This is a genomic window from Streptomyces sp. NPDC002809 (genome assembly GCF_040295435.1).
Classification (GTDB): Bacteria; Actinomycetota; Actinomycetes; order Streptomycetales; family Streptomycetaceae; genus Streptomyces.
The window spans coordinates 52,365-66,407 of the sequence record NZ_JBEOVJ010000024.1; the positions used below are offsets into that span (position 1 = coordinate 52,365).

Sequence of the window (14,043 nt, forward strand, 5' to 3'; positions counted from 1 at the left end):
GCACGCCGGGGCTCCGAGCCCTGCAGGGGGCGGACCGTTCCCGAGCTCCGTCAGACGCAGACGCAGACGCAGACGCAGACGTACGCCGCCGGTCTCACGCGCCCTCCTTCAGGACGCGTGAGACCAGTGCGCGCTGAGCGTCGGTCAGTCGCGGGTCCGCGCAGTGCACGGTGCGGCCGTCGACCGTGATCCGGTAGCTGAAGCCGTCCGGAACGCCCCTCGCGGGAGCTTCCCGGCCGCCGGTGACCGCCGATTCGGCCAGGGCCTCCCACTCGTGGGCGTCGGCCCGTCCCGAGGTGTCGATCTCGCGGTGGTGCGCGATGCCGGCGAAGCCGCCGGTCCTGCTCACCTGAATCCGCATGCGGTGTCCTTCCTCGACGGACGGGCCCGGGCCTACGCGGTCGGTACGCCCACCTCCGACCAGGCCTTGAGGACCGCCTCCACCTCGTCGCCCTCACCGAAGCGGCTGCGGGCAGCCGCCACGGTCAGCCGGGCGAAGGACGCGAAGTCCGCGTCCACCGCCAGTTCACCACCGGTGAGCACATCGAACCAGAGCTGACCCGCCCGCTCCCAGGAACTGCCGCCGAGCGCGGTGGCCAGCAGGTAGAACGCGCGGTTCGGGATGCCGGAGTTGAGGTGCACCCCGCCGTTGTCCTCGCCCGTGCGGATGTAGTCGTCCATGGAGGCGGGCTGCGGGTCCTTGCCGAGCACGTCGTCGTCGTACGCGGTACCGGGGGCCTTCATCGAGCGCAGCGCCACCCCCTGGACGCGGGGGGCCAGCAGCCCCGCGCCGATCAGCCAGTCGCCCTGTGCGGCGGTCTGACCGAGCGAGTACTGCTTCACCAGGGAGCCGAACACGTCCGAGACCGACTCGTTGAGCGCGCCGGACTGGCCGTAGTAGTTCAGGTTGGCCGTGTGCTGGGTCAGTCCGTGCGCCAGCTCATGGGCGATCACGTCGATGGCGACGGTGAAGTCCAGGAAGATCTCCCCGTCCCCGTCACCGAACACCATCTGCTCGCCGTCGAAGAAGGCGTTGTTGTACTTCTCGTCGTAGTGCACGGAGCCGATCAGCGGCAGCCCGTTGCCGTCGATCGAACGGCGGCCGTAGGCGCTGAGCAGCAGTTCGAAGGTGGCGCCGAGGCCCGCGTACGCGCGGTTGACGCTGGCGTCGGACGTGGGCTCCTCGCCCTCGGCGCGGACCTTCGTCCCGGGGAGGTCGGTGCCGTGGCGGCAGTCGTAGAGCGTGCGGTCGGGTTTGCCGGACCGGTCGCCCTCGGGCGCCGGGTCGATACGGGTCCGGACGACGGTGGTCACCTGACGGCGGGTGCGCCGGGCGGCGTCCGCCTCCAGGGTGCGGCGGGCCGGGCCCGCGAGGACGGGGTCGTCGGACTGAGACAGCTTGTCGAGGACGTGGGGCGGCACGATGGTGCAGAAGACGGGGTGGAACCCGTGCTGAGATCGAGGCTGCATACACACGACTGTGGCAGCGTGTGACGACAAAGTCACTGGTTGCTACCTGGATTGACGAAATAGAGTGATCCATCACTGTTCACCCGTTACCGGCGTCCGGTCCCGCATACTGATACGGCACCGACGTCTCGGGCGCCACTGGGCTAGCCTCGTCGCATCATGCGTTTCGGGCTGCTTCTTCTTAGCTGCCGCGGCGAGGGTTCGCAGTCGTAGGCCGACCCCCTCCCCGCGGAGTCTGGTGTTGCAGCGACACAGTCGGCCGTCCCTTTGCAGGACCCCGAGGAGCCCTACGCCATGACCGCAGTGAACCCCGCGCAGACCCCCGCCGAGAACGCCGTGGGCCGCCCCACGCCGATCACCAACGCCACGGGTCTGCAGAAGCCGTCCGGGATGCCCGTTCACAAGTACGGCCGGTACGAGGCCGTCGGGATCCCCGACCGCACCTGGCCCGAGAAGCGGATCACCCGGGCGCCCCGCTGGCTCTCCACCGACCTGCGTGACGGCAACCAGGCCCTGATCGACCCGATGTCGCCGGCCCGTAAGCGCGAGATGTTCGACCTGCTGGTACGCATGGGCTACAAGGAGATCGAGGTCGGCTTCCCGTCCTCCGGTGAGACCGACTTCGCGTTCGTCCGCTCCATCATCGAAGAGGGCGCGATCCCCGAGGACGTGACCATCTCCGTCCTGACGCAGGCCCGCGAGGAACTGATCGAGCGGACTGTCGAATCGCTGGTCGGCGCCCGGCGCGCCACCGTGCACCTGTACAACGCCACCGCCCCCACCTTCCGCCGCGTGGTCTTCCGTGGTTCGAAGGAGCAGGTCAAGCAGATCGCGGTGGACGGTACCCGGCTGGTCATGGAGTACGCGGAGAAGATCCTGGGCGAGGAGACGATCTTCGGCTACCAGTACAGCCCCGAGATCTTCACCGACACGGAGCTGGACTTCGCCCTGGAGGTCTGCGAGGCGGTCTGTGACGTCTGGCAGCCCGAGGAGGGCCGCGAGATCATCCTCAACCTGCCCGCGACCGTGGAGCGTTCGACGCCGTCCACGCACGCGGACCGGTTCGAGTGGATGTCGCGCAACCTGTCGCGCCGCGAGTTCGTCTGCCTGTCCGTCCACCCGCACAACGACCGCGGCACCGCCGTCGCCGCCGCCGAACTGGCCCTGATGGCCGGGGCGGACCGGGTCGAGGGCTGCCTGTTCGGCCAGGGCGAGCGCACCGGGAACGTCGACCTCGTGACGCTGGGCATGAACCTGTTCTCGCAGGGCGTCGACCCCCAGATCGACTTCTCGCAGATCGACGAGATCCGCCGCACCAGCGAGTACTGCAACCAGATGGAGGTCCACCCGCGCCACCCCTACGCGGGCGACCTGGTCTACACCGCCTTCTCCGGCTCCCACCAGGACGCCATCAAGAAGGGCTTCGACGCCATGGAGGCCGACGCGGCCGCCCAGGGCAAGACGGTGGACGACCTCGAGTGGGCGGTGCCCTACCTGCCGATCGACCCGAAGGACGTCGGCCGCAGCTACGAGGCGGTCATCCGGGTCAACTCGCAGTCCGGCAAGGGCGGAATCGCCTACGTCCTGAAGAACGACCACAAGCTGGACCTGCCGCGCCGGATGCAGATCGAGTACTCGCGGATCATTCAGGCCAAGACCGACGCCGAGGGCGGCGAGGTCACCCCGGCGCAGATCTGGACCACCTTCCAGGACGAGTACCTGCCCAACCCGGAGGACGCCGCGGCTCAGTGGGGCCGCGTACAGATCCGCTCCGGCCAGACCACGACCGGTTCGGACGGCCAGGACACGATCACCGTCGAGGCGACCGTGGACGGCGCGGACACCGTGCTCACGGGTACCGGCAACGGGCCGATCTCCGCGTTCTTCGAAGCGCTGCAGGCCATCGGCATCGACGCGCGGCTGCTGGACTACACCGAGCACACGATGAGCGAGGGCGCGAGCGCTCAGGCCGCCTCGTACATCGAGTGCGCCATCGACGGAAAGGTCCTGTGGGGCATCGGCATCGACGCCAACACCACGCGGGCCTCCCTGAAGGCGGTCGTCTCGGCCGTCAACCGCGCCACCCGCTGATCCGGCGCCCGAAAAAGAGCATGAAGCCGTACGGTCCACGAGCCCCGCTCCCCATGCCCGGGGGGCGGGGTTCGGCCATCTCGGGGCGGTTGTGACGGGCGAGGTGCTGACGCCGCTTCAAGGATGTGGTTAACATCACGTCCAACACGGCAATGTTGCCGGAGCGTTACGGAGGTGTGCGACGTGCGGTCAAGCCTGGGACGAAGCGCCACAAAGCTGCGTATCTGCGGCATCCGCACGATGTGGGACGCCGTCGGTGACGGCGAGTTCTTCTGTCCCGGCTGCGGGGGCGACCGCAACTACCGCCGCCTCACCGGGCGCCGCCGTTTCGCCGTCCTCGGCGTGCCGCTGCTGAAACGCGGCACCGTCGGCCCGGTCGTCGAATGCGCCGCCTGCCACGCCCACTTCGACACCGAGGCGCTCGACCACCCCACCACCACACGGTTCTCCGCGATGCTCAGGGACGCCGTCCACACCGTGACCCTCGGGGTCCTCGCGGCGGGCGGCAGCACCTCCCGTACGGTCCTGGAGACGGCCGTGGAGACCGTGCGCGGCGCCGGATTCGACGACTGCACACAGGAGCAGCTCGCCACCGTCGTCGAGGTCCTCTCCGCCGACATCGGCCACGGCTCCGCGTTCGACCCCGCGGCCGAGGCCTGCGGGGCGGCCCTCGCCATCGAACTCCACGAGGCGCTGGAGCCCCTCGCCGCGCATCTGGCGCCCGCGGGCCGCGAATCGATTCTGCTCCAGGGTGCCCGGATCGCCCTCGCCGACGGCCCGTACAGCGCTGCCGAGCGCGAGGTGCTGACGACGATCGGCGAGGCCCTGCGGATCCGCGCCGAGGACACCGCCCGGCTGCTCGCGGCGGCCGCGCGTACACCCTCCTGATCCCTTCTCTCCGCACCGGCCCGGTACTCCCGCGGGAGCACCGGGCCGTCGTGCCACCGCAGCCCGCTGCTGCGGCTCGTGCCGCTCGTCGGCGCGTCCTCCGCCACCGTCGCAGCGGGCCTCCTGTGCCTTCTGGCCGCCTATCTCACCAGCAGCCGGGGCATGGGGCCCCTCGCCGCCGTCGGGGTGCTGTGCGGGCTCCTGGCCGTGCTGACGCTGCTGCCCGCCGTCCTGGTGCTCCTGGGCCGCCGGGTGTTCTGGCCCCTCGTGCCCGTGCACGGCACCGAGCCGAGGGAGCGTCGCTCCCTCTTCGCCGCCATGGGCGGCTCGGCGGGGCGCCGGCCCGTCGCGGTGCCGGTGGCCGGCGGAGTGCTGCTGGGCGCGCTGTCGCCGGGGGGCGTCGCCCGGGTCCTCGGCGCTCCACGGCCCCCGACCGCACCGGCGGGCCCGGGACGCTCTCCGACCGGGAACGCCAGGTTCTCGCCCTCGTCGCACGCGGTCCGGACAACACCGAGATCGCCGAGACCCTCGGCCTCGGCCCGCTCACCGACAGGACACATGTCAGCCGGATCATGGGCAGGCCGGCCGCCCGCGACCGGGGCCGGCTGGTGATCGTCGCCCACGAGTCCGGCCTCGTCGTGCCCGCGGGCGGCGGCGCGGCAGGGGACCGACCGGACCTGGTTCCGGGGGCGGGCCCGCCGGGCCACCGGCGTACCGGACAATGGAGCCATGAGCTTGTTCCGGGACGACGGCGTGGTGCTCCGCACGCAGAAGCTGGGCGAGGCCGACCGGATCATCACGATCCTGACCCGCGGCCACGGCCGGGTACGGGCCGTCGCGCGCGGGGTGCGGCGCACGAAGTCGAAGTTCGGGGCCCGGCTGGAGCCGTTCTCCCATGTGGACGTGCAGTTCTTCGCGCGCGGCAGCGAACTGATCGGACGCGGGCTGCCGCTCTGCACCCAGAGCGAGACGATCGCCCCGTACGGCGGCGCGATCGTCACCGACTACGGGCGCTACACCGCCGGCACCGCGATGCTGGAGACCGCCGAACGCTTCACCGACCACGAGGGCGAGCCCGCGGTCCAGCAGTACCTCCTGCTGGTGGGCGGCCTGCGCACGCTGGCCCGCGGCGAGCACGAGCCGAACCTCATCCTCGACGCGTTCCTGCTGCGTTCGCTCGCGGTCAACGGCTACGCCCCCAGCTTCGTCGACTGCGCCCGGTGCGGAATGCCCGGTCCGAACCGTTTCTTCTCCGTCGCGGCGGGCGGCGTCATCTGCGGCGACTGCCGGGTACCCGGCAGCGTCGTACCCTCGGCTGAGGCCGTCACCCTGCTGAGCGCCCTGCTGTCCGGCGACTGGGAGACGGCGGACGCGTGCGAGGCGCGTCATGTCAGGGAGGGGAGCGGGCTGGTGTCCGCCTATCTGCACTGGCATCTGGAGCGCGGGCTGCGCTCACTGCGGTACGTAGAGAAATGACCAAGGCAGCACAGGCAGATCAGGCACAGGGAGCGAGACAGTTCATGGCAGTACCTGGGATTTTCGGCGGCCGCAACCGGCGCGACTACAAGACCCCGGAGCCGCACCCGTCCGGTGCCGTGCCCCCGAAGATCCCCGGCGAGCTGGTGCCCAAGCACGTCGCCGTCGTGATGGACGGCAACGGCCGCTGGGCCAAGGAGCGCGGTCTGCCGCGCACCGAGGGCCACAAGGTGGGCGAGGGCGTCGTCATGGACGTGCTCAAGGGCTGCATCGAGATGGGCGTCAAGAACCTCTCGCTGTACGCGTTCTCGACGGAGAACTGGAAGCGGTCCCCGGAGGAGGTGAAGTTCCTCATGAACTTCAACCGGGACGTCATCCGCCGCCGCCGCGACGAGATGGACGAACTCGGCATCCGGATCCGCTGGGTCGGCCGTATGCCGAAGCTGTGGAAGTCCGTCGTCCAGGAACTCCAGGTCGCCCAGGAGCAGACCAAGGACAACGACAGGATGACGCTGTACTTCTGCGTCAACTACGGCGGCCGGGCCGAGATCGCGGACGCCGCGCAGCGGATCGCCCAGGACGTCGCGGCCGGGAAGCTCGACCCGTCGAAGGTCAACGAGAAGACGTTCGCGAAGTACATCTACTACCCGGACATGCCGGACGTCGACCTCTTCGTCCGCCCCAGCGGTGAGCAGCGCACCTCCAACTACCTGATCTGGCAGAGCGCGTACGCCGAGATGGTCTTCCAGGACGTGCTGTGGCCGGACTTCGACCGCCGTGACCTGTGGCGGGCCTGCCTGGAGTTCGCGCAGCGCGACCGGCGCTTCGGCGGCGCGGTGGAGGCGGAGCAGCAGGACGGGGCATCCGGCAGCTGAGGAGCGGGGGCCCCGGGGGCGGCGCCCCCGGGGCTCACCCCTTGGCGCTCGCGCACTCCACGCACGTACCGAAGACCTCCACGGTGTGTGCCACGTTCACGAAGCCGTGCTGTGCCGCGATGGTCTCGGCCCACTGCTCCACCGCCGGGCCCTCGACCTCGACCGCCTTGCCGCACATCCGGCACACCAGATGGTGGTGGTGGTCGCCGGTCGAGCACCGGCGGTAGACGGACTCGCCCTCGGTGGTGCGCAGCACGTCGACCTCGCCCGCGTCCGCGAGGGACTGCAGGGTGCGGTAGACCGTGGTCAGCCCGACCGAGTCACCGCGGTGCTTGAGTACGTCGTGCAGTTCCTGGGCGCTGCGGAACTCGTCCACCTCGTCGAGCGCCGCAGCCACCGCTGTCCGCTGCCGGGTCGACCGCCCGCGTACCGGTGCAGCGTTCGTTCCACTGATCGGCGCCGTCGCCACAGGAGCCTCCTCGTGTCGCCCGTACGTATGTCGGGCCATTGTGCCAGTCCGCACCGGCGGCACGGTCAGACGTGGACGTCGTCCGCGTTCCGGCGGGTGACCGGTACCTCAAGGGTGCACCGGTCGTCCGCCGTTTCGCGGCGGCGGGCCCGGATCCGGGCCAGCGGGGCGGCGAGCAGCGTCAGGGCGATGAACACTCCGATGGCCAGCAGCACGATCGTCGCGCCGGGGGGGACGTCCTGGTAGTACGAGGTGATGGTGCCGGCCAGGGTCACCGCGACCCCGGTGACGACCGAGAGCACGAACGTCACCTTGAACGACCGCGTGATCTGCTGCGCGGCGGCGACCGGGACCACCATCAGGGCGCTGACCAGCAGGAGCCCGACGACCCGCATCGCGACGGTGACGGTCACCGCGGCGGTGACCGCGATCAGCAGGTTCAGCACGCGCACGGGCAGTCCGGTGACCCGGGCGAACTCCTCGTCCTGGCTGACGGCGAACAGCTGCCGTCGCAGCCCCACCGTCACCAGCAGCACGAACGCCGCCAGCAGGGCGATCGCGGTGATGTCCTCGGACGAGACCGTGGACAGCGAGCCGAAGAGGTACGAGGTGAGGTTGGCGTTGGAGCCGGTGTCGGAGAGGTTGATCAGCAGGACACCGCCCGCCATGCCGCCGTAGAAGAGCATCGCCAGCGCGATGTCGCCGCGGGTGCGTCCGTACCAGCGGATCAGCTCCATGGTGACCGCGCCGACGACGGCGACGGCCGTGGCCATCCAGACGGGGCTGGTGGAGAGCAGGAAGCCGAGGCCGACGCCGGTCATCGCGATGTGGCCGATGCCGTCGCCCATCAGGGCCTGCCGGCGCTGCACCAGGTAGATGCCGACGGCGGGGGCGATGACGCCGACGAGCACGGCGGCGATCAGCGCCCGCTGCATGAAGGGAGGGGTGAGGAATTCCATGATCAGCTCAGCAGTCCCGTCCGGACGGGCTCGGAGGCCGCGTGGGGGTGTACGTGGTCGTGGCCGGGCAGTGCGTGCTGCCCGAGTGCCTTCGGGGGCGGCCCGTCGTGCATCACGCAGCCGTCGCGCAGCACGACGGCCCGGTCGATCAGGGGCTCCAGCGGGCCGAGCTCGTGCAGGACGAGCAGCACGGTGGTGCCGGCCGCGACCTGTTCGCGCAGGGTCTCGGCGAGGATCTCCTGGCTGGCCAGGTCGACGCCGGCCATCGGCTCGTCCATGATCAGCAGCTCGGGTTCGGAGGCGAGCGCGCGGGCGATCAGCACACGCTGGTGCTGGCCGCCGGAGAGGGCGTCCACCGAGTCCCCGGCCCGGTCGGCGAGGCCGACGAGCGCGATGGCGCGGTCGACGGCGGCCCGGTCGGCCTTGCGCGGCAGCCCCAGCCGGGTGCGCGAAAGCCGCCCGGAGGAGACGACCTCGCGGATCGTGGCGGGCACCCCGCCGGCCGCGGTGGTGCGCTGCGGTACGTATCCGATCCGGGCCCAGTCGCGGAAGCGGCGCAGCGGGGTGCCGAAGAGCTCGACGGTGCCGCCGGTGAGCGGGACCTGGCCGATGACGGAGCGTACGGCGGTCGACTTGCCGGACCCGTTGGCGCCGAGCAGGGCGACGACCTCGCCGCGGTGCACGGTCAGGTCGATGCCGCGCAGCACGGGGCGTGCGCCGAGGGTGGCCGCGGCGTCACGCACGACGATCACGGGGTCGGGTGCGGTGCTCGGTGTGGTGCTCTGGGGCTCGGGCATGAGCGCCTCCGGTGCTGCTGCGCGGTTCGGGTCGTCCGGGTCGGTGTCGCTCACTTCGCGCCCAGCGCCTTCTGCAGGGCGGCGAGGTTGGACTCCATGACCTCGATGTAGTCATCGCCCTTGGACTTGCCGGTGATTCCCTCCAGCGGGTCCAGGACGTCGGTCCTCAGGCCGGTGTCCCGGGCGACGGTCTTCGCGGTCTTGTCGCTGGCGAGCGTCTCGAAGAAGACGGTGGTGACGTTCTTCTCCTGTGCGATCGAGTGCAGGGCGCTGATCCGCGCGGGGCTGGGCTCGGCCTCGGGGTCGATACCGGCGATGCCCTCCTGGGTGAGGCCGTAGCGCTCGGCTAGGTACCCGAAGGCGGAGTGGGTGGTGATGAACGTCTTGGTGGCGGTGTTCCTCAGCCCGTTCTCGTACGCGGTGTTGAGCGCGTCGAGCTTGGTGACCAGGGCATCGGTGTTCTTGCGGTAGTCCGCGGCGTGGTCCGGGTCGGTCTTCTCCAGGGACTTGCCGACCCCCTTGGCGACCTGGGCGTACTTCACCGGGTCCAGCCAGATGTGCGGGTCGGCGCCGGCTTCGTCGCCCTCGTGCTCGTGGGCGTGGTCCTCGCCGCCGACCTCGGCGCCGTGGTCCTCCAGCGTGGTGAGCCCCGCGGCGTCGACGGTGTGCTCGGACTCGGAGAGCTTGATCGCGTCGTCGACGGCGGGCTGGAGGCCCTTGAGATAGAGGATGTAGTCGGCGTCGCTGAGACCACCGACCTCCCGCGGGCTGAGCTCCAGGTCGTGCGGTTCCACGCCCGGCTTGGTCAGCGTGGAGACGGAGACGTGGTTTCCGCCGATCTGCTCGGCGAGGAACTGCATCGGATAGAACGACGCCACCACGTTCAGCTTGTCGCCGTTCTTGCGGTCGGCTGCGTCGGACGTGGAGCAGGCAGAGAGCGCGGTGAGGCCGAGTATGACTGCTCCGGCGACGGCGGTCGTGGGTATGAGGCGGCGTACGTTCATGACAGTCATTTTCAACAAAAGTGGAAACGATTGTCAACAAGGCCCCCGGGCCGTCCTCGCGGCGGGCCGCTCGGGGGGCTTCTCGACGGGCTGGACCGATACCGATTTGATCGAAGGGGCGTGCCCGCCGGTAATCTGAGGTATTCGCGCACCCGTCTCCTGACCACCACCCCCCACCGAGGCGCTTCGCGCCGCCCTTGTCCCATTTCGTCGTCGTAATGAAGAGAGCACCGTGGCCGCCGACAAGATCGACTCCATCGTCAGCCTGAGCAAGCGCCGTGGCTTCGTTTTCCCGTGCAGTGAGATCTACGGTGGTCAGCGTGCCGCCTGGGACTACGGGCCGCTGGGCGTTGAGCTCAAGGAGAACCTCAAGCGCCAGTGGTGGCGCTACATGGTCACTTCGCGCGAGGACGTGGTCGGACTCGACTCGTCGGTCATCCTGGCCCCCGAGGTGTGGGTGGCCTCCGGTCACGTCGCCACGTTCTCCGACCCGCTGACCGAGTGCACCTCCTGCCACAAGCGCTACCGCGCGGACCACCTGGAGGAGGCGTACGAGGAGAAGCACGGCAAGCCGCCGGTCAACGGCCTCGCCGACCTCAACTGCCCCAACTGCGGTAACAAGGGCACCTTCACCGAGCCCAAGCAGTTCTCCGGCCTGCTCTCGACGCACCTCGGCCCGACCCAGGACTCCGGCTCGGTCGCCTACCTGCGCCCCGAGACGGCCCAGGGCATCTTCACCAACTTCGGCCAGGTGCAGCAGACCTCGCGCAAGAAGCCGCCGTTCGGCATCGCGCAGATGGGCAAGTCCTTCCGGAACGAGATCACTCCGGGCAACTTCATCTTCCGCACGCGCGAGTTCGAGCAGATGGAGATGGAGTTCTTCGTCAAGCCGGGCGAGGACGAGCAGTGGCAGGAGTACTGGATGGAGCAGCGCTGGAACTGGTACACCGGCCTGGGCCTGCGCGAGGAGAACATGCGGTGGTTCGAGCACCCGAAGGAGAAGCTCTCCCACTACTCCAAGCGCACCGCTGACATCGAGTACCGCTTCCGCTTCGGCGGCAGCGAGTGGGGCGAGCTGGAGGGCGTCGCCAACCGCACGGACTACGACCTGAAGGCGCACTCCAAGGCCTCCGGCACGGACCTGCAGTTCTACGACCAGGAGGCCGGCGAGCGCTGGACCCCCTACGTCATCGAGCCCGCGGCCGGTGTCGGCCGTTCGATGCTCGCCTTCCTGCTGGACGCCTACATCGAGGACGAGGCGCCCAACGCCAAGGGCGTCATGGAGAAGCGCACCGTGATGCGCCTCGACCCGCGCCTGGCGCCGGTCAAGGTCGCGGTCCTGCCGCTGTCCCGCAACCCGCAGCTCTCGCCGAAGGCCAAGGGCCTCGCGGCCGACCTGCGGCAGAACTGGAACATCGAGTTCGACGACGCGGGCGCCATCGGCCGCCGCTACCGTCGCCAGGACGAGATCGGCACGCCGTTCTGCGTCACCGTCGACTTCGACACCCTCGACGACAACGCGGTGACGGTGCGCGAGCGCGACACCATGAAGCAGGAGCGCGTCTCGCTGGACCAGATCCAGGCGTACCTCGGCGCCCGCCTGCTCGGCTGCTGACGCGTCGCACCTGTCTGTACCCGTTGTACCTGCTGTACCCGCTGTACCCGTTGTACGAAGCCCCCGGTTCCCCGTACGGAACCGGGGGCTTCGTGCACACTGGGCACACTCGCCCTCAGGAGGCCCGGATGCCGTCCATGACCACGAGCAAGGTCAGCAGATGGGACCAGCACGGCCGTGAACACGTCGTTCACGTGCGGAAGTCGGGGGTGCAGCGGCAGCTGAGCTGCGACACCTGCGACTGGCGCAGGGCGGTGCAGTTCCTGCCCTGGCTCAAGGCCGAGGAACACCTCGCCGAGGCCCACCAGGCAACGGTCGACCCGACGGCGACGTAGGCGCTTCGCCCGACCGGGAGAAAACGCGGTGCCGCGGCCGATGGGGGCGGGGTACCGTTCGGCCATGTCTTCGTTCTTCCAGATCTACGAGTGAGAGCGCGGCGGGTCCGACCACCCGCCGCCCACCGGACCGATCCAGGGTCTTCTCAGACCTCACTTTCACCACTAATGGGAGAACCCCGTGGCCAAGAGCCGTAACAACCTTCTCGGCGTCGGCGGACAGCGCAAGAAGGTGTCCCGCGCCGAGCAGCAGGGCGCAGGCCCCGAGCGCGACGCCAACCGCAGGACGGCCGCCGAGCAGAAGGCGGAACTGCTGCGCAGGATGCGCGAGCGCGCCGCCGGAACCGAGCCGTCGGACGCCGCGGCCGCCGCCCCCGCCGAGCAGGACGCCCCGGAGCAGGAAGCGCCCGCACAGAGCTGACGCCTCCTCACGGAGGGCAGTTCGCACCACCCGTACGACCGCGGGCCCGGAACACCTCAGGAATCCGAGGTGTTCCGGGCCCGCACCGGTACCGGCGCCCCGCTCTCACGCCACGCTGCGCGGCAGCCGCAGGCTCAGCAGGGTCGTCAGGGCGACAGCCGCCAGCTGGACCAGCAGCGTCACGATCAGCGCGTCCCGCATGCCCGAGCCCGGCGCCAGGGCCAGGAACAGCGAGCCGAGCGTCGCCACGCCCAGCGCCAGCGCCGCCTGCTGGGTCGTCGTCATGACACCGCCGCCCACACCGGCCCGCTCCGGCGGCACGTCGGACAGCACGATGCGGAAGAGGACGGGCAGTTGCAGGCCCTGACCGAGGCCGGCGATCGCCATCCCCGGAATCAGCCCCGGCAGCCCCAGGCCCGACCAGCCGCGCCACACCGTGAGAGCGAGCACGACGACGCCTGCCGCCTGGATCAGTCCGCCGGCCGTCACGACCCGGCTGCCGTACCGCCGCACCAGCCGCGGACCGGCCAGCGAGGCTGCGAAGAAGGCCGCCGCCATCGGGGCCATCGACAGGCCCGAAGCGGCCGGACCCAGCTTCAGGCCCTGCTGGAGCGCCACGGCGATAACGAACATGAAGCCGCCGAAGCCGACCGAGAACGGCACCACCAGCGCCAGCCCGCGCCGCAGCGAGTCGAGCCGCAACAGGCTCGGCGGGACCAGCGGAACCAGTCCGCGCCGGTCGGCCCGCCGCTCCACCCGGTAGAAGGCGACCGCGGCGAACGGGAACAGCGCCAGCGACACCCAGGTCCACAGCGGCCAGCCCGCGGCCCGCCCCTCGGTGAGCGGGGCCAGCAGCGTCAACAGGGACACGGCGAGCAGCAGCGTGCCCGGCACGTCGATGGGCGCCGGCCGCTCCGAACGGGTCTCCGGCACCGCGCGGGCCGCCAGGAACAGCCCGACGGCCGCCACCGGAACGTTGACCAGGAACACCGAGCGCCACCCCGCGCTCTCGCCGAACACCGACGACAGCGGCGCCGCGGCGACCAGCACCCCGCCCAGGATCTGGCCCGCGACCATGGAGAGCCCGGCCGTGGCCCCGTACAGGCTCATCGCCCGGGCCCGCCGGTGCCCCGAGGTGGCCGCCTGGATGGTGGCGAGCACCTGCGGCAGCATCAGCGCCGCCGCGGCACCCTGGGCCACCCGTGCCCCGACCAGCGTCCAGGCGTTCGGGGCGAGTCCGCAGGCCAGTGAGGTGAGCCCGAACGCGGCGATGCCCAGCAGGAAGAGCCGGCGCCGGCCGGCCATGTCGCCGAGCCGGCCGCCGAGGACGAGCAGGACGGCGTACGAGAGCCCATAGCCCGCGACGACCAGTTCCAGCAGCGCGGGACCCGCGGCCAGGTCGTGGTCGATGGTGGGCAGGGCGACGTTGACGATGAAGAAGTCGATCAGGGGGAGGGCCGCACCCAGCAGCACGGTGAACAGCCCCAGCGCGCCGAGCACCGGGGCCGGATGGTCGTGCCGCACCACGGGGGCGGTGGCGGCGTGTGTCTTCGGCCGTACAGAGGATTCACTCACGGAACCGACGATCGCTCTTCTCGGAGCCTGGTACCAGAGTGTCCTTATCCTGGTATCAGCAGCACCTG

The 14,043-nt window shown here is 70.4% G+C and carries 14 protein-coding genes and 2 pseudogenes; 9 read left to right on the forward strand and 7 right to left on the reverse strand.

Annotation, left to right across the window (positions count from 1 at the left end; translation table 11 throughout):
• Positions 1–94: 94 nt before the first annotated feature.
• Both ABT025_RS16885 and ABT025_RS16890 read right to left on the reverse strand, forming a co-directional pair.
• On the reverse strand, positions 95–361 hold the full coding sequence (locus ABT025_RS16885) for a protealysin inhibitor emfourin (protein ID WP_350994624.1): 267 nt from the start codon (positions 359–361) through the stop codon (positions 95–97).
• Between the two features lie 32 nt (positions 362–393).
• Positions 394–1,470 carry a M4 family metallopeptidase gene (locus ABT025_RS16890; protein ID WP_350994626.1) on the reverse strand — a complete coding sequence of 359 codons (1,077 nt, stop codon included), beginning with the start codon at positions 1,468–1,470 and terminating at the stop codon, positions 394–396.
• A 294-nt stretch (positions 1,471–1,764) separates the two neighbouring features.
• On the opposite strand from ABT025_RS16890, the gene leuA reads away from it, so the two are divergent.
• The 6 genes and pseudogenes from leuA (at position 1,765) to ABT025_RS16920 (ending at position 6,800) form a co-directional block, all read left to right on the forward strand.
• Complete coding sequence (leuA, locus tag ABT025_RS16895; RefSeq protein ID WP_350994628.1) at positions 1,765–3,561, forward strand: 2-isopropylmalate synthase; 1,797 nt, start codon at positions 1,765–1,767, stop codon at positions 3,559–3,561.
• Between the two features lie 240 nt (positions 3,562–3,801).
• Positions 3,802–4,449, forward strand: a complete 648-nt coding sequence (locus tag ABT025_RS16900; RefSeq protein WP_502971962.1) for a TerB family tellurite resistance protein — start codon at positions 3,802–3,804, stop codon at positions 4,447–4,449.
• 81 nt (positions 4,450–4,530) lie between these two features.
• Positions 4,531–4,845, forward strand: a pseudogene (locus ABT025_RS16905) (MMPL family transporter); the annotation flags it as partial.
• Between the two features lie 116 nt (positions 4,846–4,961).
• Positions 4,962–5,009: pseudogene (locus ABT025_RS39505) on the forward strand (hypothetical protein); the annotation flags it as partial.
• A gap of 169 nt (positions 5,010–5,178) precedes the next feature.
• Positions 5,179–5,925, forward strand: coding sequence for a DNA repair protein RecO (gene recO / locus ABT025_RS16915; protein ID WP_350994631.1), 747 nt, complete (start codon positions 5,179–5,181; stop codon positions 5,923–5,925).
• 44 nt (positions 5,926–5,969) lie between these two features.
• Positions 5,970–6,800, forward strand: coding sequence for an isoprenyl transferase (locus ABT025_RS16920; protein ID WP_350994633.1), 831 nt, complete (start codon positions 5,970–5,972; stop codon positions 6,798–6,800).
• A gap of 34 nt (positions 6,801–6,834) precedes the next feature.
• Here ABT025_RS16920 and ABT025_RS16925 read toward each other — a convergent pair whose 3' ends face one another.
• From ABT025_RS16925 to ABT025_RS16940, 4 genes are all read right to left on the reverse strand, one after another.
• Entirely contained in the window at positions 6,835–7,269 is a 435-nt protein-coding gene (locus tag ABT025_RS16925) for a Fur family transcriptional regulator (RefSeq protein ID WP_350994635.1), read from the reverse strand.
• A 65-nt stretch (positions 7,270–7,334) separates the two neighbouring features.
• A complete protein-coding gene (locus ABT025_RS16930; protein ID WP_350994637.1) occupies positions 7,335–8,228 on the reverse strand; it encodes a metal ABC transporter permease in 894 nt (297 codons plus the stop codon).
• Between the two features lie 2 nt (positions 8,229–8,230).
• Complete coding sequence (locus ABT025_RS16935; RefSeq protein WP_350994690.1) at positions 8,231–9,025, reverse strand: metal ABC transporter ATP-binding protein; 795 nt, start codon at positions 9,023–9,025, stop codon at positions 8,231–8,233.
• Positions 9,026–9,075: 50 nt separating this feature from the next.
• On the reverse strand, positions 9,076–10,029 hold the full coding sequence (locus ABT025_RS16940) for a metal ABC transporter substrate-binding protein (RefSeq protein ID WP_350994639.1): 954 nt from the start codon (positions 10,027–10,029) through the stop codon (positions 9,076–9,078).
• A 232-nt stretch (positions 10,030–10,261) separates the two neighbouring features.
• Between ABT025_RS16940 and ABT025_RS16945 the strand changes: the two genes are divergently transcribed.
• The 3 genes from ABT025_RS16945 (at position 10,262) to ABT025_RS16955 (ending at position 12,400) form a co-directional block, all read left to right on the forward strand.
• The gene (locus ABT025_RS16945) at positions 10,262–11,644 is read left to right on the forward strand and encodes a glycine--tRNA ligase (protein WP_350994641.1); all 1,383 of its coding nucleotides are present in this window, start codon (positions 10,262–10,264) and stop codon (positions 11,642–11,644) included.
• A 128-nt stretch (positions 11,645–11,772) separates the two neighbouring features.
• Complete coding sequence (locus ABT025_RS16950; protein WP_219571183.1) at positions 11,773–11,979, forward strand: hypothetical protein; 207 nt, start codon at positions 11,773–11,775, stop codon at positions 11,977–11,979.
• Positions 11,980–12,160: 181 nt separating this feature from the next.
• Positions 12,161–12,400 carry a DUF6243 family protein gene (locus ABT025_RS16955; RefSeq protein WP_350994643.1) on the forward strand — a complete coding sequence of 80 codons (240 nt, stop codon included), beginning with the start codon at positions 12,161–12,163 and terminating at the stop codon, positions 12,398–12,400.
• Positions 12,401–12,505: 105 nt separating this feature from the next.
• Here the strand turns inward: ABT025_RS16955 and ABT025_RS16960 are convergent, their stop codons facing one another.
• Complete coding sequence (locus ABT025_RS16960) at positions 12,506–13,927, reverse strand: MFS transporter (protein ID WP_350994692.1); 1,422 nt, start codon at positions 13,925–13,927, stop codon at positions 12,506–12,508.
• Positions 13,928–14,043: the final 116 nt, after the last annotated feature.